This window comes from Lelliottia sp. AC1 (assembly GCF_023278595.1).
Taxonomy (GTDB): domain Bacteria; phylum Pseudomonadota; class Gammaproteobacteria; order Enterobacterales; family Enterobacteriaceae; genus Enterobacter; species Enterobacter nimipressuralis.
Map to the genome: position 1 here is coordinate 1906424 of NZ_CP025699.1, position 26394 is coordinate 1932817.

Sequence of the window (26394 nt, forward strand, 5' to 3'; positions counted from 1 at the left end):
TGATGAAGTTACGACCCTTAGTGAGCCACCTGCGTTAATGCTGCCTGAGGCAGTTATGCTGTTCTGGCAGGTGATAGGATTTCGAAACTCAAAACTGTCACCGATAAAAGTGTATTTTCCAGCATAGAAAGTGAAATCCCCCTTCCCCATCCCTCCATTCGAATTGCCACCACACAGGATGCGCGCGTCATAATCATTAGTGCCAAGAAAATGGAAATCAATGAAGCTTGCAGAAGAGGTATTTTTCGCTCCAATTTCAAGGCTTCCGAAGTTGACTGTGACACTACTTCCCAAACCGACGTTTTATAGATTGCCTCTCAAGTGCGTGGCCGATAACTTCACCTGATTTTTTGGCAAAAATATTGGGTAAAAAATATGCAGATTGGCTATGTCCGGGTGTCAACAAATGACCAAAATACTGATCTCCAGCGGCAGGCTCTTGAACGCGCAGGATGTGAGCAGATTTTTGAAGAAAAGATGAGCGGAACCGTGGCTAATCGCCCGGCACTAAAAAGGCTGCTTCGGACTTTAAACGAAGGCGATACGCTGGTGGTCTGGAAGCTGGATAGACTGGGCCGAAGTATGCGGAATCTTGTCCTGCTGGTAGACGAATTGCGGCAGCGCGGCATTCATTTTCGTAGCCTCACCGACAGCATAGACACTTCCAGCCCGATGGGGCGATTCATCTTTCATATCATGTCCGCGCTTGCGGAAATGGAAAGGGAACTGATCGTCGAGAGAACGCGCGCTGGCCTTGCCGCTGCGAGAGAAAAGGGAAGGGTTGGCGGTCGTCGCCCAAAATTGACTGCGGAACAATGGGCACAAGCTGGACGACTCGTTGCGAACGGCATCGACCGTAAGCAAGTCGCTTTAATTTACGACGTAGCGGTCTGCACACTGTACAAAAAATTCCCGGCAGGAAAGCCGGATGGCGCCGAACTGTAGGCGGGCGGAAAAATTTACAAAAATATATTTGTCGATGCATGAGAAGGTTACGGGCAAACCGCTTAAGCCTTAATCAGCCAGCTTCATAGCGCACCTTGATCAGAATTTTCCATTCAACTACTGTATATAAAAACAGTGTTGAGGCGTGCATTATGAAGTTGTACAGACCAGCAGAGTTACGTGAAGTCATTGCTATCCCGCTTTTCAGCGACTTAGTGCAATGTGGATTTCCCAGCCCGGCCGCGGATTACGTCGAGCAACGTATCGATCTCAATGAATTGATGATCCAACACCCGAGTTCAACCTACTTCCTGAAGGCTGCCGGGGACTCGATGATCGATGCGGGAATTGGTGATGGTGATCTGCTGGTGGTGGACAGCTCCATCACAGCAGATCATGGAGATATTGTGATCGCCGCAGTGGAAGGGGAGTTCACTGTAAAACGCCTGCAGCTTCGACCGACTGTCCAACTCAACCCAATGAACAGCGCTTACAGCCCGATCATTGTGGGCAGTGAAGATACCCTGGACGTTTTTGGCGTCGTGACTTTCATCGTTAAATCGGCGAGCTGAAGTATGTTCGCGCTCTGTGATGTGAATTCCTTCTATGCATCATGCGAGACGGTTTTCAGACCGGATCTGCGGGGGCGGCCAGTAGTTGTTCTTTCTAATAACGATGGTTGTGTGATCGCGAGATCAGCAGAGGCCAAGGCGGCTGGAATTACCATGGGGGAGCCGTTCTTTAAGCAGAAAGATCTGTTCCGGCGCGCTGGCGTTGTCTGCTTCAGCAGCAACTATGAGCTGTATGCTGATATGTCGAACCGGGTAATGACGACGCTCGAGGAGATGAGCCCTCGCGTCGAAATTTACAGTATCGACGAAGCTTTTTGCGACCTGACTGGTGTTCGCAACTGCCGGGACCTGACGGAGTTCGGCAAAGAGATCCGAGCTACGGTTCTGAAGCGTACGCACCTGACTGTCGGGGTTGGAATCGCGCAGACGAAAACCCTCGCTAAGCTGGCAAATCACGCTGCGAAGAAATGGCAGCGCCAGACAGGCGGGGTGGTTGATTTATCTAATATCGATCGCCAGCGCCGATTACTCGCTATCGTGCCGGTAGAGGACATATGGGGCGTCGGAAGGCGCATCAGTAAGAAGCTGAACGCCATGGGCATCAAAACGGCCCTGGACCTTTCTGAGCAGAGTACGTGGATTATCAGGAAACACTTTAACGTGGTGCTCGAGCGAACCGTTCGGGAACTGCGCGGCGAACCCTGTCTCGATCTGGAAGAGTTTGCACCTGCGAAGCAGGAAATCGTCTGCAGTAGGTCGTTCGGTGAACGCGTTACTGAGTATGAGCAGATGCGCCAGGCTATCTGCAGCTATGCCGCCCGTGGTGCTGAAAAACTTCGGGGTGAACATCAGTACTGCCGCTTTATCTCTGCGTTCGTGAAAACCTCTCCCTTTGCGCTTAACGAGCCGTATTACGGTAACAGCGCGTCCATGAAGCTTCTCACCCCCACTCAGGATTCCCGCGATATTATCAACGCCGCGGTAAAGTGCCTGGACAAAATCTGGAAGGATGGCCACCGATATCAGAAAGCGGGGATCATGCTCGGAGACTTTTTCAGTCAAGGCGTGGCCCAGCTCAATTTATTTGACGAGAACGCACCGCGGGCTGGTGGCGACAAGTTAATGGAGGTGCTGGATCAGTTGAACGCTAAAGGCGGGAAGGGCACGCTTTACTTTGCTGGGCAGGGCATACAGCAGCAGTGGCAGATGAAGCGTGAAATGCTCTCGCCGAGGTACACGACGAGATACGCTGATCTTCTTAGGGTTCGATGAGAATCAAAGCATAAATTGGTCCGCTTAGTGCCAGAAGCGGACCTGTTTGAATAGCCTGGAACGATAGTACCCGTCAGTCTGGAGACTTCTCAGCCTGCTTTGTTGTCATTGTTATACCGCACGAATTACTCATTCATCACTCTTTAACTGATTAAAAGTTTGTTATATGGTTTTATCTAGTGCACTATATAATCATCTACAAGATAACGGATTGGCATATGAGCATGCAGTCACGACAGGAAATAGGGACACAACTTTCGTTTGCCCTCTATGGTGCGGCGAGCCGCATGAACCGGTTACATAAGCCGTTGCTGGACCCGCTTGGGCTAACCTTTCCCCAGTATCTGGTCATGCTGGAGTTGTTTAACGGAACCCCACGCACCGTGGGTGATATCGGGAATAAGCTCGGCATGGATACCGGCACCATTACCCCCCTTCTCAAACGGCTTGAGGCTGCCGGACGCATAGTTCGCATGCGGGATCGCGCTGACGAAAGGCGAGTCCTCATTACTCTTACGGATGACGGGCTCGCTTTGCAAAGCGAGCTGTGGCACGTAACCGAAAAAATCAAATCAGCCTGTCAGTTATCGGATGCGAAGCTCGAGGAGTTACGAGATACCCTCAATAACTTTGCCCATCCCGCTGATAACTGATCATCCTCCACTCAGACAAAAGGTACTGGTATGAAAATAGGCATTATTGGCGCTGGAAACATTGGTGCGACTCTGGCACATAAGCTCTCTGTGCAGGGCCATGAGGTCAAACTGGCTAACTCAAGGGGACCGGAAACAATTGCAGAGATTGCGCGAAGAGCTGGGGCACTGGCGGTTGAGCGTCAGGAAGCCGTACGAGATGTGGATGTCATCATCCTCTCTACGCCCTTTGATAAGCATGCTGAACTGGCTGAACTCTTGCGTGATGTTCCGGAGAGCGTGATCGTCATTGATACGTCTAACTACTATCCCTTCCGCGACGGGGACATTGAAGAGATCCGTGAAGGCAAACCTGAAAGCGTGTACGCCAGTGAAATAGTCAAACGCCCTCTTGTCAAAGCCTGGAACGCTGTTCTGGCCGAGACGCTTAAAGATAAAGGGCTGGTTGCCGGTTCACCCTCACGTATCGCTATTCCGGTTGCCGGCGACAGTACGGTAGCAAAATCTGTTGCACTTGAACTGGTCAGTCAGACCGGTTTCGATGCAGTTGATGCCGGTACGCTTAGCGAATCATGGCGGCAACAGCCCGGCACGCCAGCCTACTGTACTGAGCTAAAAACCGGAGAGCTTGAAGCAGCCCTTAAGGCAGCGGATAAAACTCGCGCTCCACTAAACAGAGATGCGTTGATCAAGGAGTTTATGTCTGCAGGCGAACAACTCACTCATGATGCCATCGTTAAACGTAACCGTGCAGTAACGGCCTGAGCCAAAAAGGGGATGTTATGATTAATTATGAAAAGTACCGGATTGCTGTTCTGGGAACCGGCCATATCGGTAAAACGCTTGCTCGCAGTCTCGCCTCTGCCGGTCACTCCGTTAAGGTTGCAAATTCACGTGGGCCTGAAACGATAGCCCCCGACGTGCTTGAAACGGGCGCTGAAGCAGCCGATGCAGCCAGTGCAGTACAGGATGCACAGGTTGTCATCCTGTCCATACCTATGGCAAAGGTTGCGGATATCGCGCCTCTGATCCGGACATTACCCAGTCATGTTATCGTTGCTGACTCGTCGAACTATTACCCACATCGCGACGGAATCATCGATGGGTTCTCAGATGGTCAGGTCGAAAGCGCGTGGGTAGCGCATCTCCTGAACCGTCCACTGGTGAAGGCCTGGAATGCAATAGGTTCAGATTCTCTCGCTACAAAAGGTAAAGCAGAGGGTACAGCAGGACGTATTTCAATTCCGGTGGCAGGGAATATCGTAGAGCACAAAAAATTGATTATGCGTCTTGTCAGTGATACGGGGTTTGACGCCTTCGATGCAGGTACAGTTGAGGAGTCATGGCGTCAACAACCGGGTGCACCTTGCTACTGTACTGACCTCACATTTGATGAAATGAAGTCAGCGATCGCCGCAACGGAAAAAACACGGCTGCCTGCGCGTCGGGATATTGCTGTTCAGGCAATTCAGGAGCGAATGGGCGATAAGCAATCCAATCCGACTGCAGATTATATTGTTCGATTACACCGGGCTCTTTTTATGTAATCCGTAAGCCATATTTCATTTATCGATGTATGAGCGAAAATGCAAACATCTGCTCTTCGCTCTCAGCGGCCCTAACGAACATTCAGCCGTTTTGCTTCGTGCCAGAAGCGGACGTTGAAAGGTTTCGATCTGACCCGCCCCGAACTCAGACTACGCTTGCTTAAAAATGGTCGTCTGAATTTCGGTTGTGAGGTTCTTACTGAATGCTTAGATTCATTTTCAATCTATTGCGAGGAAATGAATATGAATTTTGCAGAACTCCACGACCAGCACCAACCTCTTCTTATCGCTAACGTTTGGGACGCCGCGAGTGCTGTCGCAGCGCAAAAAGCAGGTTATCAGGTACTGGGAACGTCCAGTGCAGCAATAGCGTCCACCCTGGGATATGAAGACGGGCAGGGAATGCCGTTTAATGAATTATTTTATTTGGTCACTCGTATCCGGGCTGTCAGCAACCTGCCATTGAGCGTTGACATGGAAGCAGGGTATGGTGATTCAGCCGAAGAGATAACAGCCAATCTCAAGCGCCTCGAACAGATAGGCGTATCAGGCGTAAACCTTGAAGACAGCAGAGTCGTTAATGGGGTTCGTCAGCTTGACGATGCATCTGATTTTTCCCGTAATCTGAGAGCAGTATGCAATTTGCTGAGAAGCGAAAATTATAAACTGTTTCTGAACATCCGGACCGACACGTACCTGCTCGGTCATGAAAGCGCGTTGCAGGAAACGTTATTACGGGGTCAGAGCTATAAAGCTGCAGGTGCTGACGGCCTTTTTGTTCCCTGCCTGACGTCAGAGAAAGACATCAGCCTCATTGCAGAGGAAACAGGTCTGCCTCTGAATGTCATGTGTATGCCTGATCTCCCGTCGTTCGGCAGGCTGAAACTAGCCGGGGTAAGCCGCATTTCAATGGGCAATTTTGTTCATTCGGCCATTCAGTCAAAGCTGACTGATGTAATGCATGCGATCCGATCGCATCAGACGTTTGAAGGACTTTTTGTTGATGAAAATTATCGATAAGAATTTGTGTGATGTCTGGTATCAGGCATTACTTGAACGTGCTTCAGAATATACCGGCGTGTTTTTTGTCGGCGTCAAAACCACTGGCGTATTCTGCATTTCAGTATGCCGGGCACGAAAGCCCAAACGCGAAAACGTTGAATTTTATAAAGATGCCAAATCTGCTCTGGCGGCCGGCTTCCGTCCATGTAAGGTCTGCAGACCTGCTGAAAATGCGCACAGCGCGCCATCATTTGTTGAACATGCGCTTGCGCTTGTCAGGCGCGATATTAAATCCCGTGTAGCTGACGCGGAGCTTCGTCAGCATGGAGTCAGTCCGGAGCGGGTAAGGCGCTGGTTCCTGCAACATCACGGCATCACATTTCAGGCTTTCCAGCGAATGCAGCGGGTAAACATTGCCCTGCAGGAGCTGAAAAGCGGACGAGCGGCAACGGACGTCGCGCTGGACAATGGCTATGAATCCCTGAGCGGGTTTGGTTACACCTACAAGCGGCTTACTGGAGCAGCTCCGACTCAGGCAACCCAGGTGATTGTCATTCACAGGTTTACCACTACGCTTGGGCCTATGTTTGTCTGTGCTACAGAGCGGGGAGTCTGCCTGCTGGAATTTACCGATCGCCGGATGTTAGAAACGGAATTTCGCGATCTCCAGCGTTTATTTAACGCCAGAATTGTCACCGGAGAAAACAGCCATACGCGGCAGACAGTCAAAGAAATGAGCGAGTATTTTGCCGGAACTCGCCGACAGTTTGAACTCTCTTTAGATGCCCCGGGCAGTGATTTTCAACAATCCGTCTGGCATGAGTTGCGTGCTGTTCCCTATGGGGAGACCTCACACTATCAGGCGATTTCACTACGGATTCATAAGCCAAATGCCGTACGTGCAGTCGCTGCTGCTAATGGTGCAAACCGGATTGCGATTGTGATCCCTTGTCATAGAATAATTGGAAAAGATGGAAAGATGACCGGTTATGGTGGCGGCATTTCTCGTAAAGAATGGCTCATTGATCATGAGAGAAGCAACATTTGATGATCTGATGGTCCCATTTAGCCAGAAACGTATGCTCCGTCTGAGGGCTTGGTTCTTGTGCCTTTCGAAGGTTTTGCAACTATAGGTCCGCTTCTCGCTCTCAGCAGACCTTCAGCTTTACGTGTTTGTCTGCTGTGTGCCAGGAGCGGACATCTTAGAGACATTTATTAGACTTTAACTATGCGTTTTCTATCCTTGTTTGCTTATGCCTTTCATTATCAGGATTGACATTATTTTATTCCATATCAAATAGATACAATTGATTTTTATCTGTGGAAGGGATGAAAATCGCTGATGCCATATGAAACATTTTAATAATGACAGAATCTGATGCACTTCGTAATGACCTTTATTTAGGGATGAGATATAACGTGCTTCGAAAATAATTAACATTCTCATAACGTTGTTAAGGTTAAGCAAATGAAGCAAGTTGGCATTGTTGGTTGGCGAGGAATGGTCGGTTCTGTTTTGCTACAGCGCATGGTCGAAGAGAACGACTTTGACGATATTTCTGCGCATTTTTACAGCACTTCCAGTGCGGGAGCCGCCGGTCCGGTCATTGGTGGAGTCGGCTATATACTCAAAGATGCTAACTCCATTAGTGCCCTGGCCGAAATGGACATCATCATAACCTGTCAGGGCGGGGATTATACTAAAGCGGTCTATCCTGCATTGATTGCCCATGGCTGGGAAGGCTACTGGATTGACGCTGCTTCAGCGCTGCGGATGGATGAAAAAGCCTGCATTATTCTAGATCCCGTCAACCGCACAAATATTGACCGCGCAGTCAAAGAGGGAATTAAACTTTTTGTCGGCGGCAACTGTTCGATCACGCTGAGTCTTATGGGGCTGACCGGGCTGATAAAGGCAGATCTCATTGAATGGATGAGTGTGATGACGTATCAGTCTGCATCAGGGGCCGGTGCGCAATATGTCCGGGAATTAATTACGCAAAGCGCTTACATAAGCAACCATTTGTCCTCCGATGAACTGGCATCATCAGGTTCAGTGCTTCCTTTAGTCAATAAAGTCAGTGAATTGATTAATAGTACGGAGATGCCAATTCAGAATTTCGGCGCGCCTTTAATGGGCAGCATCATTCCATGGATTGACAGCGATTTAGGTGATGGCAACAGCCGTGAAGAATGGAAAGGTGAGGCAGAAACGAACAAAATCCTCGGCCTTTCTCCCGGAACGATCCCGGTAAACGGATTATGTATCCGCGTCGGCGTGATCCGATGCCACAGTGCAGCAATTACTCTGAAGCTCAAACGTGAAGTCAGTGAAGCAGAATTTGCGGAGCTCGTTACGCATTCCCACCCCTGGGTTAACTATGTGGCAAATAACAAGGAAGAGAGTGTCAGTAAATTGACCCCTGCATACATTAGCGGTTCTCTCCAGGTGGGCATCGGTCGCTACAAGAAAATGGCGCTCAACAATGAGCCAGTCTATTCAGTTCTGACTGTAGGCGATCAGCTATTGTGGGGAGCCGCGGAACCCTTGCGCCGGATGTTGAATATTCTGCTTGGCAGAGTTTGATTCATTTTATTTAGGCAAAAGCACCTGCTCGATAGGTGCTTTTAATATTCAGGATCATGCAATCCAGATGTTAATAAAAATAATCAACAGGATGACGTATGACGACTAAGCCCGCCGCTGAAATTTGTGCAACACAGGGTCTATTCCAGACGCTAAAAACGTTCCCTGCAACAGTCCATGCATTGCTCTTTTTTACGCTCATTATACGGTTCAGCTATTTTATGGCATGGCCGTTTATTGCAGTGATCATGACGCAGAATTACCACATGTCGTCTGTTGCCATTGGCGTGGCGATGACAAGCAGCGCGCTTATCTCCGTAGTGCTCGGTATGTATGGCGGGCAGCTTTCGGACAGGCTGGGACGACGGGTTATTCTTCTACTGGGCTGTGGGTTTTCTGCTGTGGGGTATATGACCCTGGCTTTGGCTACTGGGATGGGGTTGTTTATCACCGGCCTGATGATCATCGGTGTCTGCTTTGCGTGGGTTGATCCCCCGGTGCGTGCTCTGATGAGTGATTTGCTTGGTGACCGCCGCCGTCGTGCACTTGCCCTTCAAATGCGCTACTACCTGATCAACGTTGCAGCGGTGTTTGGCCCGCTGGTAGGAATTGTCTTTGGCCTGACATCTCAGAAGGGGACGTTCCTGATAACCGGGCTGACCTATCTGCCTTTTTTCGTCTACGTGCTGTTGTTTATCCCTGCGGGTAAATTACTGGGCGAGAAGCCGAGTAGCAGCGGTCCAGCGATTAAGCTACATCAGGTGATGAGTATAATCGCCAGAGATAGAATCTACGTTGCTGCTCTGCTGTGCAGCATTTTGTGCAGTGTGGTTTTTATCCATTACGAAGCAGTACTGCCCCAGTACTTACTGCTACTGGACAGCAATGCGGCGGTTAAGCTCATTACCCTGATTCTGGTCACTAATGCCTGCACAGTTTTGGTGTTTCAGACTTTTATAATGCGGTTTCTGGCACAGATAAGCCTGCCAAAACGCATTCTTCTGGGGGGAGCAATTTTCGCATTCTCACAGCTATGCTTTTTTGCCATACGTTCGACGGATATTTGGGTATGGCTGACGGTCACCGGCGTATTCAGTATGGGGGAAGCGATTCTGATGCCGAACCTGAACATTTTACTCGATCAGTTGGCCCCGGCAGAGCATCGAGGAGCCTATCTTGGTGCATCAACGCTGTCTACGCTTGGGCTCGCTGTCGGGCCGTTAATCGGTGGTGTGATGCTGGCGATGACCGGGGCGGGAGTATTTATCAGCACTGCATTGCTCAGCCTGCTGTTGTGCGTGATTATTTACGCCTGTAGCATCAACATGCTGGTACGGTTGCAGGCGTAAATAATAAGGGACAACGGGCGGCAAAGAGTAGGACTAAGCTACAACTTGCCGGTTCGCTGGACTGCAATAATGGCATAGAGATTCAATGGGCTGAACTGCTACATTCTTGCCATAAATGTCCGCTTTTCGCTCAAAGCAGACATGATCGCGTAGTTTTTGTGCATCAGATCTCAGCCTCGATTAACTCCGGCCCCTGATTTCTCGGATTTCCTAAGGCTCGAGTGACCGCATGCCAGATAAACTTGTCGGCAGGCACGACACCGTCGACAATAATCTCCTCCGCTTCCTTTCCGCCAATATCCTGCCTCATCCATTCCCTGGCGGCTTCTGGTGACAGAACAAGCGGACGTCGGTCGTGGATATCGACCAGGCCCTCATCGGCAGCAGAAGTCACAATCAGAAAACCCTCCGCCTCATCGCCGCGTTCAAACGGCGTGCTGCCGATTGCTGCCATGAATATCGGTTTGCCGTCGGTGCGGTAGATGAAGTAGGGCTGTTTCTTATCGCCTTCCTTCTTCCATTCAAACCATCCGTCTGCAAAACAGATAGCCCGGCCATGCTGCCAAAGAGGTTTGAACATTCTGCTGCTGGCTGCAGTCTCTACGCGCGCGTTTATCAGTGGCGGTTTGTCCCACCATCCGGGCGCGTAACCCCAGAATACTGGATCGAGATGCAGCTGCTCGTCACGTTCGCTCAGCAACAAAACTTTAGTGCCTGGCGCCACGTTATACCTGCCGATCGGTTCCGGGTCATAAGCGATATCGCGATCGGCTTCGTCTGCCAGGTACGCCAGATATTCTTCGCGAGTTTGAGCTTGTGCAAAGCGCCCACACATAGAAACCTCCAGCCAGATGTCAGACTGAAAGTATAGGGCAGGGACAAAGACTGCTAAGCTAATGCAGAGAATTTTAGGGGCAAATTTGGGGGCAAAATGTGATGCGGGGGCATGAAAAGGGGCAAGATGCTTTCCGTTATTCTCTGATATTGTCCGTTGCAGAAGAAGCTAATCTATTGGATTGTATGTAAAATTATGATTCACAAAAGATTAGTTGAGCTAGGCTCTTATCTGGCTACTATTAAAGGCCGGACGTTAGATCCGCCCAACCGTAAGACAATCTAAGGGGACGCTATGCAGTACGATATTTTGAATACCGAAGTCACAACCATTGATGGCGAGAACACCACGCTTGAAAGTTACAAAGGTAAGGTTCTGCTGGTGGTCAACGTCGCCTCGAAATGTGGTCTGACGCCGCAGTACGAACAGCTGGAGAACATCCAGAAAGCCTGGGAAAAAGACGGATTTGTGGTCCTCGGATTCCCCTGCAACCAGTTCCTGGGCCAGGAGCCTGGCAGCGAAGACGAGATCAAAACCTTTTGCAGCACCACTTATGGCGTGACATTCCCGATGTTCAGCAAAATCGACGTCAACGGCGAAAACCGCCATCCGCTGTATGAAAAACTGGTCGCCGCAGCGCCTGCTGCCGTCGCGCCGGAAGGCAGCGGTTTCTACGAGCGGATGGCGAGCAAAGGACGTGCGCCGCTCTATCCAGACGATATCTTGTGGAACTTCGAAAAATTCCTGATTGGCCGCGATGGTCAGGTGGTGCAGCGCTTCGCACCGGATATGACGCCGGAAGATCCGATCGTGATGGAGTCCATCAAACTGGCGCTGGCGAAGTAATGACTCAGCTGATGCAGCTCGCGGGCGTCGCGGAGAAGGGAAGGCTGGAACCGGTCAGCGCGGAAATTCGCGCGGGTGAGATCGTGCACCTCGTGGGGCCAAACGGTGCCGGGAAAAGCACATTGCTCGCGCGGATGGCCGGGCTGACGTCAGGCGAGGGCGATATCGTTTTACACGGGCATTCTCTTCATGAATGGTCGCCTGTGTCGCTGGCGCACCGGCGCAGTTATCTGGTGCAACAGCAAACGCCGCCCTTCGCCATGCCTGTCTGGCACTATCTGGCGCTGCATCAGCATGATAAATCCTCGTCATCACTTCTGGATGACCTCACCGGGGCGCTTGGGCTGACTGATAAGCTTACGCGCAACGTCAACCAGCTTTCCGGCGGGGAGTGGCAGCGCGTGCGGCTTGCGGCGGTGATCCTGCAAATCCATCCGGCGGGAAACCCACATGGTAGTCTGCTGCTGCTGGATGAGCCGATGAGCAGTCTGGACGTCGCCCAGCAGGCGGCGCTGGATAAGCAGCTCAGCCTGCTGTCTGGCAGGGGCATTGCCGTGGTGATGAGCAGCCATGACCTGAACCATACGCTGCGTCACGCCCATCGCGTGTGGCTTTTGGCACGCGGAAAACTGCTCGCCAGCGGCCCGCGTGACACCGTGCTCACACCGCCTAATCTGGCGACTGCATACGGGATGCCTTTCCGGCGGCTGGACATCGAAGGGCACAGAATGTTGATTTCTACCGTCCAGGAATAAGCGTTTCTTGCAAGGTTGTGTAATCACAGGCTAAATTACGGAAAGGACAAAAAAAGCAGAGGATTCGTCTGGAAATGCGATTCTGGTTTCTGATCGTGGGCATGTTATTACTTGCAGGATGCAGTAGCCATCGTGCGCCACCCCCTAATCCGCGGTTATCGGATTCAATAACCGTGATAGCCAACCTGAACGATCAGTTGCAAAACTGGCGCGGGACACCCTATCGCTATGGCGGCATGAGCCGGGGCGGAGTGGATTGCTCTGGCTTTGTGCTGATGACATTCCGCGATAAATTCGATCTGCAACTCCCGCGCGATACACGCACGCAGGCCAAAATTGGCACTGAAATAGACAAAGACGATCTGCTTCCCGGTGACCTGGTATTCTTTAAAACGGGGTCGGGAGAAAGTGGCTTACATGTTGGCATTTATGATACCGACAACCAGTTTATTCACGCCTCGACCAGTCGCGGTGTGATGAGGTCTTCCTTAGATAATGTTTACTGGCGGAAAAACTTCTGGCAGGCGCGCCGTATATAGCCGCACTCTCTTCTTTCTTAAGCGCGATTTTGGATAAGTCGCGCTGTTTTCTGACTCATTGCACTTTTGATACATTACGTAACATTAATTAATTCTGTAAGTCCCTGTATTCGTGAATACTGGATATTATTTGATATCCAGGATAAGATTATTTTTAGATTGAGGGAAAAATCTTAAAATATAAAAGGAAAGAATGAAATTAACTCTATTAAAATCAATAAAGTTGAATTGTTTTAGCCGTTGCTCCAGGATGCAAGATATCGTCGTTAACGCGGGGCAGGCTCTATGATTGTCACCCTGAATAATCCTTATCAATCTGAACTGTTATTACTCCCGGCGCGCAATATCGCAGGGGAGCTACAGGGTTTAGAGATCCTTGCTAACTTTGTTAGCGTGGGGTCTGACGTCCGCATCCCTACTGAGCTGGTGAAGCCCCATCTCACTGCAGAAGACGAGTTAACGCTGTTTAAAGAGAAACTCGACCTGCTGGATTCCTGCAAACTTTTTTTTGTGCAGCATCAGCTTATTGCATGGATAAATATTACGCCGGTCATTAGTGAGTATCTTTTAACAGACAGAAATGCCGGGGCAATATTAGATCGTTATCCTTTTCTTGAGTTCACGGTTAATGAGAATTATCCCGGTTTAAATAACGGTAAAGATGATCTCATGCTGGCGAGAATGGCGATCCATTTCCCGATGGTGCTGGCCGACTACGGCGCCGGTGCCGCGTCGAATAAAGCCATTTTTGACGGGCTGTTTACCCGTGTTGCGCTGGATAAAGGGTTTATCCAGCAGCGTGTCGCGGAGTTTTCCTTCGAGCCCTTTATGCGCGCGATCCTTGCACAAATCTCGCCGTACTGCCTGTCGGTGATGATCGCGGGAGTGGATGATGAAGAGGTCCTGCGACGGGTGATGCCTTTCCGTTTTAGTGCCATGCAGGGGAATTTGTGGTCCGCAGTCCCCGCGAGTCAGGTCACCACGCTCGTTCAACGATAACCCTGCCATTCGCCCGTGTTTAAGCACGGGTAAACCCTCTACACTAGAGGCAGGAGGACTTATGACCCTGTCTTTTACTGCTCACTGGCACGATGAACTGCCAGATTTCTACACCGCACTTAATCCAACGCCGCTGACCAACGCCCGGCTCATCTGGCACAACGACAGCCTTGCCAGCGAGTTAGGCATTCCGCCGTCGCTATTCCAGCCCGCGACTGGCGCTGGCGTCTGGGGCGGCGAAGCGCTGCTTCCGGGCATGCAGCCTTTGGCACAGGTCTACAGCGGTCATCAGTTTGGCGTCTGGGCCGGTCAGCTCGGCGACGGTCGCGGCATTCTGCTGGGTGAACAGCAACTTGCGAACGGCCAGACCGTCGACTGGCACCTGAAAGGGGCCGGACTGACGCCATATTCCCGCATGGGCGACGGACGCGCGGTGCTGCGCTCGACGATCCGCGAAAGTCTCGCCTCAGAAGCGATGCACGCGCTTGGTATCCCCACCACGCGCGCCTTATCCATCGTGACCAGCGATACGCAGATTGCCCGCGAAACCTACGAGCCGGGCGCGATGCTGATGCGTATCGCGCAAAGCCACGTCCGTTTCGGCCATTTCGAACACTTTTACTATCGTCGTGAGCCGGAAAAAGTCCGCCAGCTGGCAGATTTTGTCATTCTTCATCACTGGCCGCAGTGGCAGGATGACGCGGACAAATACATCCTGTGGTTCCGTGATGTCGTGGCGCGCACCGCGTCGCTGATGGCCTGCTGGCAAACCGTCGGCTTTGCCCATGGCGTGATGAACACCGATAACATGTCGATCCTGGGCCTGACCATGGATTACGGCCCGTACGGGTTCCTTGATGACTATCAGCCAGATTTTATCTGCAATCACTCGGACCATCAGGGGCGCTACAGCTTTGAAAATCAGCCTGCGGTAGGCCTGTGGAATCTGCAGCGCCTCGCCCAGTCTCTGTCGCCGTTTATTGATGTGGAAGCCCTGAACGATGCGCTGGATCTCTATCAGGAGGTTCTGATGCAGGAATACGGCAAGCTGATGCGCCGCAAGCTGGGGCTGACGACGCAGGAGAAGGGCGATAACGATATTCTGAATGCGCTGTTTGCGCTGATGGCCCGAGAGGGGAGCGACTACACCCGTACTTTCCGTATGCTGAGTCAGACGGAACAGCAAAGTGCCGCCTCGCCGCTGCGCGATGAGTTTATCGACAGAGCGGCTTTTGACAGCTGGTTTGTCACATACCGTGAGCGCTTGCAGCGCGAGGAAATTCAGGACGACGACCGTCAGGCGCAGATGAAAGCCGTTAATCCGGCGATGGTTCTGCGCAACTGGCTGGCGCAGCGGGCGATTGAGCAAGCAGAGCAGGGGGATTACGCAGAGCTGCACCGTCTGCACGATGCCCTACGCACGCCGTTTGCGGATCGCAGCGATGATTATGTCAGCCGCCCACCGGACTGGGGCAAGCGGCTGGAAGTGAGCTGTTCAAGCTAAGGCGCGAGAAACACCTGTGGGGCCGCATTCACTGGATGCTGGCCCACGTGCACCTGCGCCCCGTACCAGCGCGCCAGATCCCCGGCGCGCAACACGCTTTCCGGCGACCCCTGCGACACAATCTCTCCTTCGTGCAATAACACAATCCGGTCGGCCCACAGAGCGGCCAGATTGAGATCGTGCAGCACCACGCAGACGTGCAGATCGCCCTGCGCGGTTAAGGATTTCATCAGGCGCAGCAAATGCTGCTGGTGATAAAGGTCCAGCGCCGAAGTCGGTTCATCGAGAAACAGCCAGCCGCGCGGCGCGCCGTCGCACCATAACTGCGCCAGGGCGCGGGCAAGTTGCACCCGCTGCTGCTCACCGCCCGACAGGGAGGCGTAACGCCTTCCCGCCAGCGGCAGACAGCCGGTTATCTGCATCACCTGATGGATCACTGCGCCTTCCGGCTGCGGCGTCCAGGGCGCACGTCCCATGCCGATGACCGCTTCAACCGGCCAGTCGAAGCCCAGCTGGGTCTGCTGGCGCATCACCGCGCGATGGCGGGACAGCGTCTGCGTACTCCAGGCCGCCAGCGGTCTCCCGTTCAGCACGCACTCTCCCGACGCGGGTTTCAGAAAGCCGGTCAGCAGACGCAGCAGCGTCGATTTCCCTGCGCCATTAGGGCCGATCAGCGCCACCAGTTCACCCGGCTCCAGCGAGAGCGACACCTCACGAATCACGGTCTTGTCTGCTGTGCGGTAAGTCAGTGCCCGCGCGCTAAATTCTTCAGCCATGCTGTTCTCCGCGACGGAAAATGAGCCACAGGAACCAGGGGGCGCCAAGGAGACTGGTCAGCAGGCCGACCGGCATCTCCGCAGGGACGACGGCCGTCCGGGCGAGAGTGTCGGCGATCAGCAGTAAAAATGCGCCCGCCAGCACCGAACCGGGGATCACCGCGCGATGATCCGATCCCAGCCACATGCGCATCAGATGCGGAACCACCAGACCGATAAAGCCGATTACGCCGCTGACGGAGACCGCAGAGGCGACCAGCAACGCGCTACACAGCAGCAACATACGCTGCACCACGCGGACGTCCACCCCCAGGTAGTGCGCCTCTTCGTCGCCCAGCTGCAGCAAATTCAGCGCACCCGCTAACCGCCAGATAATCAGCACCGTCGGGATCATCAGCGAGGTGACGGCCAGCAGCGTCGACCACTGCGCCGACCCCAGACTGCCCATCCCCCACAGGGACAACTGGCGGAGCTGCGCATCATTGCTGACCCACGACAACACGCCAACCGCCGCACCGCACAGGGCGTTGATGGCAATGCCTACCAGCAGCAGCCGCGACAGGGAGCTGTCACGCTGCTGGCTGAGCAGAAAAATGACCAGTGTCGCCGCCAGCGCGCCGAGAAACGCCGCCAGCATCGGAGCGTAAAGCATCAGCAGCGCCGGCAGCGTCACGGGCAATACCACCCACAGCGCCACAGCGCAGGCCGCACCACTGCTGATACCCAGCAGACCGGGGTCGGCGAGCGGGTTACGAAACAGCCCCTGCATCACACAGCCTGCCAGCGCCAGCGACCCGCCAATCACCAGCGCCAGCAGCACGCGGGGGAGGCGAATGGTGAACCAGATCTGGCGCAGCGCGTCATCGGTGCCGTTCCACAGCAGGGTGATCGGCAGGCGCAACGCGCCAAAACCGGTTGCCAGCAGCGTCATCAGCGCCAGCGTCAAGGCCAGCCCCCACAGGGAGAGGGTGATCCGGCGAGGCATCAGGGGAGTTGCTCCGCTTTGTCGCGCAGCTGCTGAATCGCCTGCGGCGTGCGCACGCTAAACCCGAGCAGCGCCATATCGTCAATCTGCAACACTTGCTTATTTTTGCCCGCCGGGGTTTGCGCCAGACCTGGCAGCTTCCACAGATTGTCTTCGCCACCCATCGCGCTCACGCCGTCATGCGAAATCACCACCAGATCCGGCTGGCTGGCAATTACACCCTCCTGCGAAAGCGGTTGATAGCGCGCAAAACCCTGCATCGCATTCTGCAACCCGGCGGCGCGGATCGCCGCATCCGCGCCGGTCTGCTGGCCCGCCGCCATGGCGGTCATCCCGCCGTGGTTGAGAATGAACAGCACCCGTTTATTAAGCGGTGACGACGGCAGCGCCGCCAGTGCCTGTCGCAGGTTTTTACGCAGGGCATCACCCTGCTCAATGCGATGGGTCGCTTCAGCAATCACCCGCACCTTTTCGTCGATGACGCTGAGATCGTTACTGCCCGGCACAGTGACGACCCGGACGTTGCTCTGCTCGACCTGTTTGAGCGCCAGCGACGGCTGAGCCTGCGCACTTGCCAGCACCAGCGTCGGGCGCATCGCCAGAATCCCTTCGGCGTTCAGCTGACGCAGATAGCCCACGTCCGGCAGCGCAGTGGCCGGTTGCGGCCACTGGCTGGTGCTGTCGCGGGCGACGAGCGATGACTCTGCGCCCAGGGCGTAGACAATCTCCGTCACGTCACCGCCCAGCGAGACAATTTTCTCCTGCGCAGCGGCAAAAGCCGTCAGCGGTAGCGCGACAATCAGGGCAAGCAGTTTTCTCATGCGGCCAGCCCTTTTGGCGCCAGCGCGTCGATCTGCGCGCGCCACTGGGTTTGTTCCGGCTGGCCTTCGGTACGCTGGCCGTAAAGCTGGGCGATTTGCGTGCCATCTGCGGCAAACAGCTCCAGACTGGTGACGTGTCCGTCGGCGGTCGGTTTACGCGTGACCCAGGTCTCGGCGATGGTCTCTTCCAGCAGATGCAGGGTGAAGGTCGGGTTAAAGATGTTCAGCCAGCCTTTCATCGGGACCAGTTTTTGCACGGCGCCGGTGAAGATCTGCACGCAGCCACGGTTACCGACAAAGATCATGATCTCGTTGCCATCCTGACGTGCGGTTTCAAGTAGTTGCCCCAGCGCGCTGTTGTCCACTTTGCAAGCCAGATCGTCTCCGACCAGGCGGAACGCCTGCTGACGGCTCAGGTTATGGCGCTTCAGCAGGCTGAAGAACTGATGTACATCGGTCATCGCCCGCCATTCGCTGTCCACCGTATTTCCGTCCACTTCAGCGGCGTGAGCCACTGCATCGGCGGCTTTCAGCGCCAGCGGCGGATTATCGGCAAAGATAAAGCGGGTCAAAACATCACCCCACGCAGAGACATCGGTGTTGTCGGTGGTGTAGACCTTCAGCAGCGCATCGCCCTGATGGTCAAAGAACTGAATGCTCTGGCGCTCGCCGCGCGCGGTGGCTTCGCTGATGTGGAACACGTAGGCCCACTGATTCAGGAACAGGCGCAGATCGAGCGCACCTGGGTTCAGCACCAGCCCGGCGTGGCCGCTGAGATGCTGATTGGTAAAGCTGCCGACCTGCTCATGTACCGCGTATTCGTTGCGGCAAATGCACTTGGTTTCGCCTACCGCTTCGAGCGCGCTGAGGATCTCACGCACTTCACCGTGCAGGCGCCAGGCGTCGTGGCCCACGCGTGCGGAGGTCAGTTCAGCTTCGCTGATGCCCATCATGGCGGCGATGTCGCGGGCGTATTTGCCAGGGTTTTGTTCTTTTAGCTCAATCCAGCGTGTGTAGTGATTCATTGTCTCTTCCTTCCAGATAAGCGCCCCGGCGAGCCGGGGCAAGGTGATTACCACTGATAACTGACGAAAATCTTGCCGTTGCGTCCATCCTGCGGGATGCCCTGCGGGGACCAGTACTCTTTGTCAAAGGCGTTGCCGAGCACCAGCGTGGTGGTGACGCCTTTCAACTGCTCCTGACCCTGATAGCTGACGTAGAAGTCATTCACCGCGTAGCCAGGCTGCTTGCTGTATGAGCTGCTGATGTGCGTGGAGCGATCGACGAAGGTGCCGATCCAGCCCACGGAGAAACCGCTTTGCGCCACCGGTACGTTCAGTTTGCTGGTGACGGTATCCGGGTTAATGCTGGAGATGTATTCGCCCGTATCGGTGTCTTTCCCGCGCGTGCGGTTGTAGGCCATATCCAGGCTGAACAGATCAGCCGAGTATTTCGCCATCACGTCCCAGCCCCAGATTTTGGCGTTGGGTACGTTATAGGACATGGTGGTGGCGGCCGCAAAGTCGACGGTGGTGGAGATGTAATCTTTCGCCTTGGTGTCGAAGTAGCTGGCTTTGAACTCCAGTTCATCGTTGGCAAGCATCAGGTCGTCAAAGCGCAGGCCAAAACCGTACTCCTGCGTTTCGTTGGTTTCCGGGCGCAGATTCGGGTTCGGCACCCAGTAGTTGGTGTAGAAGCTGCCGATGGAGAAGTGTTTGGAATCGTTATACATCTCGCCCATCGTCGGTGCGCGGAACGCCTGCGCGTAGGAGCCGAACAGCATCAGCCAGTCGGCTGGCGTCACGGTTAAGCCCGCGCGGGATGACCATTTATCTGCATCCACATCTTCGTAACCGTCGCTGCTGCCACGGTAGTTGTCATAGCGCGTACCGCCGAGCAGGGTCACCGGCAGGTCGCGCAGGGTGATTTCGTCCTGCAGCCAGCCGGAGCTGAAGTCGATTTTCGCGTCCGGGAAGCCGGTGGTAGATCCGCCTGGGTTCTGCTCCTGACGATAATACTCCCCGCCATAGGTCAGCAGATGCGAGGCGAAGGAGTCGGTGAACAGGCGCGTGCGGTTCTCGACTTTCCCACCTTTGGTCGTCTGCTTGCGGAATTCAGCGGTGCGGTCGACGTTCTGGGCGTTAATGCGTGCCTCGGACCAGTAGACTTTCGCGTTGGCATTCAGCCAGTCGTTCCCCTCCGGCGCGAGAGCGTATGAGAGCTGAGCGTCGCGCTGGATGGTGGAACGGTCGGTCATCGGGTTGCTGCTGTCATCCGCATCGAGGGTCTGCGGGTTTTTAGGCTCCTGCGCGGCGTTGTTGTAGTAGCGCAGGGCACCGCCCAGGGTCTGGGCGCTGTCGATTTTCCAGCTGCCTTTCGCCAGCATGTTGTTGATAGATTCGTCGTTAGGCGCGGTGGACCCGTCGCTCTGACGTAAATCCCCGCGATCGCGGCTGGACCAGGCCACCAGGCCATCCAGCGTATCGGTACGACCAAACGCGCTGGCACCCATGCCAATGCTGTGATCGCCCGTGGCGCCGGTGCCGAAGACGCGGAAACCACTGTTTTTACCGTTTTCGAGCAGATCTTTGGCATCGACGGTGTCATAGGAGATCACGCCGCCCATCGCGCCGCTGCCGTAGAGCAGGGCAGACGGGCCGCGTACCACTTCAATACGTTTGATCAGCGCAGGATCGAGGAAGGTGCTGTTCAGGTGGCCGGTATCAGTCCCCTGACGCACGCCATCCACCAGCACCAGCACGCCACGGCGATCGTACCCGCGCAGGTTCACGTCCTGACCATTGGTGCGCCCTGTGCCGTCGAGCGTAATGCCTGGTACATTGCGCAGCAGGTCGGCGGCAGAGCTGGCGGTCTGTTTATCAGGGGAGGTCGCGTCGATCACGCTGACCATCATTGGCGCTTCAAAGGTGCTCCGGGCGTTACCCGTGGCGGTGACGGTCATCTCTTCTGAGGCGGCAAACGCAGCGCCCGGCAGGGCACTGACAACGGCCAGCGCCAGCAGCGAGGGGCGCAAAGACGCGGAATGCAGGTATGGCATAGCAACTCTCCATTTGGAAATCGAAAGCGCTGGCTGCCTGGGGATCACCTGGGTGGCTGGCGAATAGTTTGGGTATTGTTTATTTAGTGAGAATCAGTTTTCCGGCATGTGTCTGGCGCAGCAGGTAGTGCTGGCCGTCATGCTCAATAATGACCCGCCCCTCGTCGCCCAGCAGAGTCTTGCTGTCGATGCGACGTTCCAGGGGAGCAGGTTTTGGCTGTGTGTCTTCTTGTACGCGCGTTGCCGTGCTGTTAGTAATGCGTGACATAGTGTTTATAAATAACAATCAATGTAACAATGATAATCATTATCAACAAAGTGAAATTTCACGGCAAGCGTTTTTGTGAAAATTTTGTGACGAGATCAATTCTTGCGGATTGAGGACGTTATGCAGAAACGAGATGAGGCCGGGTAAGCAGAGCGCCACCCGGCACAATGGGGCAGGAGATCAGAATCGGGTATCGACCGCTGCCGCCAGTTTTTCCAGCAGCAACGCGCTGTCTTCCCAGCTCAGACACGGATCGGTAATCGACTGGCCGTAAACGATCGGCTGACCGGCCACCACCTTCTGCGTGCCCTCTTTCAGGAAGCTCTCGGCCATAATCCCGGCCACTGCGGTCGACCCGCTGCGGATCTGCTGGCAAATCTCATCGCACACGTCCAGCTGGCGACGATGCTGTTTCTGACAGTTGCCGTGGCTGAAATCCACCACCAGATGCTCAGGCAGGTCAAACTCGTGCAGCGTATCGCACGCCGCCGCGATATCTTCCGCGTAGTAGTTCGGTTTTTTACCGCCGCGCATGATGATATGGCCGTACGGGTTGCCGCTGGTCTGGTAGATGGTCATCTGGCCGTTTTTATCCGGCGAGAGGAACATATGGCTGGCGCGCGAGGCGCGAATGGCGTCGACCGCGATGTGCGTATTGCCATCGGTGCCATTCTTAAAGCCCACCGGACAGGAGAGTGCCGAGGCCATCTCGCGGTGGATCTGGCTCTCCGTGGTGCGAGCCCCGATGGCCCCCCAACTGATGAGATCGGCGATAAACTGCCCGGTCACCATATCCAGAAACTCGGTCGCGGTCGGCACGCCAAGCTCGTTGACCTGCAAAAGCAGTTTACGCGCCAGCTCGATACCGTGGTTCACACGGTAGCTGCCGTTCAGATCAGGATCGGAGATCAGACCTTTCCAGCCCACCACGGTGCGCGGCTTTTCAAAATAGGTGCGCATCACGATTTCAAGGCGATCCTGGTGCTTATCGCGCAGCACTTTCAGGCGCTGAGCGTACTCCATCGCCGCATCGAGATCGTGAATGGAGCAGGGACCAATAATCACCAGTAAACGGCGGTCTTCCCCGTTGAGGATTTTTTCAATGCGTCGACGTGACGCTGTCACGTGTTCCGCCACGCTTGCGGAGACAGGATGGCGCTGGGCCAGTTCGGCGGGCGTCACCAGACTTTCGATACGCGCTGTGCGAAGTTCGTCAGTTTTGTTCATGGAAGTTCTCAGAATTTTTTGCTTCATCGGCAGACTACCGGGAAGTGATGGGCATCACCTTAAACCAATCCCTGCTGAATTCAAGTTCGAGGCCACTCTGCCCCGAAGCGTGAACGCGATGATAACTGAAAATAAACCATCGTACTAGCATATTAGTACATGCGGCGGTTTAACCCCATGATGTCGAGGATTTTCGTGGCGATCTCTTCCACCGAATAGTTGGTGCTGTTCAGCCATGGAATCTGGTTTTTGCGGTACAACGCTTCCACTTCGGAGACCTCCATGCGGCACTGACGCATCGAGGCGTAACGGCTGTTTTCGCGGCGCTCCTCGCGAATGGCGGCCAGACGCTCGGGGTTTATCGTCAAACCGAACAGCTTATGTTGCAGCGGTTTCAGAGCGGCGGGCAGCACGAGGTTGTCCATATCATCGGCGATAAACGGGTAGTTCGCGGCGCGAATACCAAACTGGAGCGCCAGATAGAGGCTGGTCGGGGTTTTGCCGCAGCGCGACACGCCGAGCAAAATCACCTGCGCCTGATCGAGATTGCGCATCGAAATCCCGTCGTCGTGGGCGAGGGTGTAATCGATGGCGGCGATACGCGCGTCATACTTCACCAGATTCCCGGGGTTCAGGCCGTGGGTGCGATGGGCAACGGGTGTCGGATCGAGTTTTAGCTCGCTTTGCAGCGGAGCGACCAGCGCCTGCACGATGTCCTGACAGAAACCTTCGCTTTGCAAAATAATGGTGCGAATTTCGGGGATAACAATGGAATAGAAGACTAACGGACGAATCCCGGTCTGCTGATAAATCGCATCGATCTGCTCTTTCACCGCTTTTGCGCGGCTCTCGTTTTCGACAAACGGCAGCGTGATGCTGTTAATCGCAACGGGGAATTGCGACATCACTGCATGCCCCAGCACTTCGGCGGTGATCGCCGTACCATCAGAAATATAAAAAACGTGGCGATCCACAGCATTATCCATTTTATCCACCCTGAATATCGTACGTAATTGTCTGAAAGCATAAATTAAAAAAGTAAAATACACAGCAAAGAACTTGTCTGATTTATAAATGAAACGGTGTTTTTGATTTTACTGAAAAGTGGATTTCATTTTTAAATTAGTCACTTTGTTTTAAGGGTTTTAGCACGAATCTATAGGAATCATCGGGTTAGCGAATGATGGGAAAGTGTCCGAAAAACTGAAAAATAAAAGTGCTTACACGATTCACCGTTTTTTTGCCGGGAATAAATATGCCAGTATAAATACGAAGTCAGGCGTTACTTACTCCGTTTAAATATCACAAAAGGATTGTTTCGATGTCCAACAATGGCTCGTCACCGCTGGTGCTTTGGTATAACCAACTCGGCATGAATGATGTAGACAGAGTTGGAGGCAAAAATGCCTCCCTGGGTGAAATGATTACAAATCTGTCGGGTATGGGTGTTTCCGTACCGAACGGGTTTGCCACAACTGCCGACGCGTTTAACTATTTTTTAGACCAGAGCGGTGTTAACCAGCGCATTTACGACCTGCTGGACCAAACGGATATTGATGACGTGACCGCGCTTGCCAAAGCCGGTGCGCAGATCCGCCAGTGGATTATCGACACACCTTTCCAGCCGGAGCTGGAAAAAGCGATTCACGACGCTTATAACCAACTCTCTGCTGACGACGCGCAGGCCTCATTCGCCGTGCGTTCCTCTGCCACCGCAGAAGATATGCCGGACGCCTCTTTTGCCGGTCAGCAGGAAACCTTCCTGAACGTTCAGGGCTACGACGCGGTGCTGGTGGCGGTGAAGCATGTCTTTGCTTCCCTGTTCAACGACCGCGCGATCTCCTATCGCGTGCATCAGGGCTATGACCATCGCGGCGTCGCGCTCTCTGCGGGCGTGCAGCGCATGGTGCGCTCCGACATCGGCTCCTCCGGCGTGATGTTCTCCATCGATACGGAATCTGGCTTCGATCAGGTGGTGTTTATAACCTCCGCCTGGGGTCTGGGTGAGATGGTGGTGCAGGGCGCGGTTAACCCTGACGAATTCTACGTCCACAAACCGACGCTGGCGGCCAACCGTCCGTCGATTGTGCGCCGCACCATGGGTTCTAAAAAAATCCGCATGATTTACGCCCCAAGCCAGGAACACGGCAAACAGGTGGAAATCGAGGACGTGCCGCAGGAGCAACGCGACCGCTTCTCCCTGACCGATGCGGAAGTTCAGGAGCTGGCGAAACAGGCTGTTCAGATTGAAAAACACTACGCACGTCCGATGGATATCGAATGGGCGAAAGACGGCCACACCGGCAAACTGTTTATCGTGCAGGCGCGTCCGGAAACCGTGCGTTCTCGCGGCCAGGTGATGGAGCGTTACACCCTGCATGCCCAGGGAAAAATTGTCGCCGAAGGGCGTGCGATTGGTCACCGTATCGGTGCCGGCCCGGTTAAAGTGATCCACGATATCAGCGAGATGAACCGTATTCAGCCGGGCGACGTGCTGGTAACGGACATGACCGACCCGGACTGGGAACCGATCATGAAGAAAGCGGCGGCGATCGTGACCAACCGTGGTGGCCGTACCTGCCACGCGGCGATCATCGCCCGCGAGCTGGGCATTCCGGCGGTTGTCGGCTGCGGTGATGCCACCGAACGCATGAAAGACGATGAGAAAGTCACCGTCTCCTGTGCTGAAGGCGACACCGGCTACGTTTACGCTGATATTCTCGACTTCAGCGTGAAAAGCTCCAGCGTCGATACCATGCCGGATCTGCCGCTGAAAATCATGATGAACGTCGGCAACCCGGATCGTGCGTTCGATTTCGCCTGTCTGCCGAACGAAGGCGTCGGCCTGGCGCGTCTGGAATTTATCATTAACCGCATGATCGGCGTGCACCCGCGTGCGCTTTTGGAGTTTGACGACCAGACGCCTCAGCTGCAAAACGAAATCCGCGAGATGATGAAGGGCTACGACTCACCGAAAGAGTTCTACGTCGGACGTCTGACGGAAGGGATTGCCACCCTGGGTGCGGCATTCTATCCGAAGCGGGTGATCGTGCGTCTGTCGGACTTCAAGTCCAACGAATACGCCAACCTGGTGGGCGGCGAGCGCTACGAACCGGAAGAAGAGAACCCTATGCTCGGCTTCCGTGGCGCGGGTCGCTACGTGGCGGACAGCTTCCGCGACTGCTTCGCCCTTGAATGTGACGCGGTGAAACGCGTGCGCAACGAAATGGGGCTGACTAACGTCGAAATCATGATCCCGTTCGTACGTACCGTGGATCAGGCGAAAGCGGTAGTCGAAGAGCTGGCGCGTCAGGGGCTGAAGCGCGGCGAGAACGGGCTGAAGATCATCATGATGTGCGAGATCCCGTCCAACGCCCTGCTGGCAGAGCAGTTCCTGGAACACTTCGACGGCTTCTCTATCGGCTCTAACGATATGACACAGCTGACGCTGGGTCTGGACCGCGACTCCGGCGTGGTGTCTGAGCTGTTCGATGAACGTAACGAAGCGGTGAAAGCGCTGCTGTCGATGTCCATCCGCGCCGCGAAGAAACAGGGTAAATACGTCGGGATTTGTGGCCAGGGTCCATCGGACCACGAAGACTTTGCCGCATGGCTGATGGAAGAGGGGATCGATAGCCTGTCCCTGAACCCGGACACCGTGGTGCAAACCTGGCTGAGCCTGGCTGAACTGAATAAGTAGTATTGATCGCGCCGTCCCTTTTATTCACAAAGGGACGGCGACATTATTTTCCCCCACTATGCTCCCCGTCACACTTAGCGCAATTAACCAAATATCGTAATCAATCTGTTAATTTCTACAATTGTTAGCCAGCGAAGCGCTGCTAATAATTGAG

At 54.3% G+C, this 26394-nt stretch carries 26 protein-coding genes; 16 read left to right on the plus strand and 10 right to left on the minus strand.

All coding sequences use genetic code 11. The features are described from left to right. The coding region (locus C0560_RS09000) for a hypothetical protein (RefSeq protein ID WP_248860050.1) at positions 1 to 294 on the minus strand (294 nt) is incomplete at its 3' end. An 81-nt stretch (positions 295 to 375) separates the two neighbouring features. Between C0560_RS09000 and C0560_RS09005 the strand changes: the two genes are divergently transcribed. From C0560_RS09005 to C0560_RS09050, 10 genes are all read left to right on the plus strand, one after another. Beyond that, complete coding sequence (locus C0560_RS09005) at positions 376 to 945, plus strand: recombinase family protein (protein WP_181827751.1); 570 nt, start codon at positions 376 to 378, stop codon at positions 943 to 945. A gap of 152 nt (positions 946 to 1097) precedes the next feature. Then, positions 1098 to 1517, plus strand: coding sequence for a translesion error-prone DNA polymerase V autoproteolytic subunit (locus C0560_RS09010; RefSeq protein WP_107703741.1), 420 nt, complete (start codon positions 1098 to 1100; stop codon positions 1515 to 1517). 3 nt (positions 1518 to 1520) lie between these two features. Beyond that, positions 1521 to 2789, plus strand: coding sequence for a Y-family DNA polymerase (locus C0560_RS09015; RefSeq protein ID WP_123429003.1), 1269 nt, complete (start codon positions 1521 to 1523; stop codon positions 2787 to 2789). Positions 2790 to 3007: 218 nt separating this feature from the next. Further along, positions 3008 to 3442 (plus strand): MarR family winged helix-turn-helix transcriptional regulator, encoded by a 435-nt coding sequence (locus tag C0560_RS09020; RefSeq protein ID WP_174592426.1) that lies wholly within the window; start codon positions 3008 to 3010, stop codon positions 3440 to 3442. Positions 3443 to 3472: 30 nt separating this feature from the next. Further along, on the plus strand, positions 3473 to 4207 hold the full coding sequence (locus C0560_RS09025; RefSeq protein WP_049137951.1) for an NADPH-dependent F420 reductase: 735 nt from the start codon (positions 3473 to 3475) through the stop codon (positions 4205 to 4207). A 17-nt stretch (positions 4208 to 4224) separates the two neighbouring features. After that, entirely contained in the window at positions 4225 to 4989 is a 765-nt protein-coding gene (locus tag C0560_RS09030; RefSeq protein WP_181827753.1) for an NADPH-dependent F420 reductase, read from the plus strand. 243 nt (positions 4990 to 5232) lie between these two features. Continuing rightward, positions 5233 to 6009 (plus strand): isocitrate lyase/phosphoenolpyruvate mutase family protein, encoded by a 777-nt coding sequence (locus C0560_RS09035; protein ID WP_248860268.1) that lies wholly within the window; start codon positions 5233 to 5235, stop codon positions 6007 to 6009. After that, positions 5993 to 7039, plus strand: coding sequence for a bifunctional transcriptional activator/DNA repair enzyme AdaA (locus tag C0560_RS09040; protein WP_151887976.1), 1047 nt, complete (start codon positions 5993 to 5995; stop codon positions 7037 to 7039). Before C0560_RS09035 ends, C0560_RS09040 begins: the two co-directional genes overlap by 17 nt. A 420-nt stretch (positions 7040 to 7459) precedes the next feature. Continuing rightward, the gene (gene asd, locus C0560_RS09045) at positions 7460 to 8578 is read left to right on the plus strand and encodes an aspartate-semialdehyde dehydrogenase (protein ID WP_248860051.1); all 1119 of its coding nucleotides are present in this window, start codon (positions 7460 to 7462) and stop codon (positions 8576 to 8578) included. Positions 8579 to 8676: 98 nt separating this feature from the next. Then, positions 8677 to 9927, plus strand: a complete 1251-nt coding sequence (locus C0560_RS09050) for an MFS transporter (RefSeq protein WP_248860053.1) — start codon at positions 8677 to 8679, stop codon at positions 9925 to 9927. Between the two features lie 163 nt (positions 9928 to 10090). Here the strand turns inward: C0560_RS09050 and C0560_RS09055 are convergent, their stop codons facing one another. Next, positions 10091 to 10762 carry an SOS response-associated peptidase gene (locus C0560_RS09055; protein ID WP_103946460.1) on the minus strand — a complete coding sequence of 224 codons (672 nt, stop codon included), beginning with the start codon at positions 10760 to 10762 and terminating at the stop codon, positions 10091 to 10093. A 294-nt stretch (positions 10763 to 11056) separates the two neighbouring features. Between C0560_RS09055 and C0560_RS09060 the strand changes: the two genes are divergently transcribed. The 5 genes from C0560_RS09060 (at position 11057) to selO (ending at position 15405) form a co-directional block, all read left to right on the plus strand. After that, positions 11057 to 11608 carry a glutathione peroxidase gene (locus C0560_RS09060; protein ID WP_100780473.1) on the plus strand — a complete coding sequence of 184 codons (552 nt, stop codon included), beginning with the start codon at positions 11057 to 11059 and terminating at the stop codon, positions 11606 to 11608. Further along, on the plus strand, positions 11608 to 12363 hold the full coding sequence (btuD, locus tag C0560_RS09065) for a vitamin B12 ABC transporter ATP-binding protein BtuD (RefSeq protein WP_248860055.1): 756 nt from the start codon (positions 11608 to 11610) through the stop codon (positions 12361 to 12363). Before C0560_RS09060 ends, btuD begins: the two co-directional genes overlap by 1 nt. Before the next feature lie 74 nt (positions 12364 to 12437). Next, the gene (locus C0560_RS09070; protein WP_100780471.1) at positions 12438 to 12902 is read left to right on the plus strand and encodes a C40 family peptidase; all 465 of its coding nucleotides are present in this window, start codon (positions 12438 to 12440) and stop codon (positions 12900 to 12902) included. Positions 12903 to 13187: 285 nt separating this feature from the next. Further along, positions 13188 to 13901 (plus strand): EAL domain-containing protein, encoded by a 714-nt coding sequence (locus C0560_RS09075; protein WP_100780470.1) that lies wholly within the window; start codon positions 13188 to 13190, stop codon positions 13899 to 13901. 61 nt (positions 13902 to 13962) lie between these two features. Further along, positions 13963 to 15405, plus strand: a complete 1443-nt coding sequence (selO, locus tag C0560_RS09080; protein ID WP_248860057.1) for a protein adenylyltransferase SelO — start codon at positions 13963 to 13965, stop codon at positions 15403 to 15405. On the opposite strand, the gene C0560_RS09085 is transcribed toward selO, so the two are convergent. From C0560_RS09085 to C0560_RS09120, 8 genes are all read right to left on the minus strand, one after another. Then, on the minus strand, positions 15402 to 16181 hold the full coding sequence (locus tag C0560_RS09085; RefSeq protein ID WP_248860059.1) for a heme ABC transporter ATP-binding protein: 780 nt from the start codon (positions 16179 to 16181) through the stop codon (positions 15402 to 15404). The two genes, selO and C0560_RS09085, sit on opposite strands and share 4 nt — an antisense overlap. Continuing rightward, positions 16174 to 17166, minus strand: coding sequence for an iron ABC transporter permease (locus C0560_RS09090; protein ID WP_248860060.1), 993 nt, complete (start codon positions 17164 to 17166; stop codon positions 16174 to 16176). The genes C0560_RS09085 and C0560_RS09090 overlap by 8 nt, the downstream gene beginning before the upstream one ends. Continuing rightward, a complete protein-coding gene (locus C0560_RS09095) occupies positions 17166 to 17987 on the minus strand; it encodes a hemin ABC transporter substrate-binding protein (RefSeq protein WP_248860062.1) in 822 nt (273 codons plus the stop codon). Before C0560_RS09095 ends, C0560_RS09090 begins: the two co-directional genes overlap by 1 nt. Then, positions 17984 to 19012, minus strand: a complete 1029-nt coding sequence (locus C0560_RS09100; protein ID WP_248860063.1) for a hemin-degrading factor — start codon at positions 19010 to 19012, stop codon at positions 17984 to 17986. Before C0560_RS09100 ends, C0560_RS09095 begins: the two co-directional genes overlap by 4 nt. A gap of 47 nt (positions 19013 to 19059) precedes the next feature. After that, positions 19060 to 21045: a TonB-dependent hemoglobin/transferrin/lactoferrin family receptor gene (locus tag C0560_RS09105; protein ID WP_102103522.1), complete on the minus strand. Its 1986-nt coding sequence runs from the start codon at positions 21043 to 21045 to the stop codon at positions 19060 to 19062. 79 nt (positions 21046 to 21124) lie between these two features. Further along, a complete protein-coding gene (hemP, locus tag C0560_RS09110; RefSeq protein WP_100780463.1) occupies positions 21125 to 21313 on the minus strand; it encodes a hemin uptake protein HemP in 189 nt (62 codons plus the stop codon). Between the two features lie 180 nt (positions 21314 to 21493). Then, entirely contained in the window at positions 21494 to 22540 is a 1047-nt protein-coding gene (gene aroH, locus C0560_RS09115; RefSeq protein WP_181827761.1) for a 3-deoxy-7-phosphoheptulonate synthase AroH, read from the minus strand. Between the two features lie 152 nt (positions 22541 to 22692). Continuing rightward, entirely contained in the window at positions 22693 to 23526 is an 834-nt protein-coding gene (locus C0560_RS09120; protein ID WP_100780461.1) for a pyruvate, water dikinase regulatory protein, read from the minus strand. A 335-nt stretch (positions 23527 to 23861) separates the two neighbouring features. On the opposite strand from C0560_RS09120, the gene ppsA reads away from it, so the two are divergent. Then, the gene (gene ppsA / locus C0560_RS09125) at positions 23862 to 26240 is read left to right on the plus strand and encodes a phosphoenolpyruvate synthase (protein WP_100780460.1); all 2379 of its coding nucleotides are present in this window, start codon (positions 23862 to 23864) and stop codon (positions 26238 to 26240) included. Positions 26241 to 26394 lie beyond the last annotated feature (154 nt).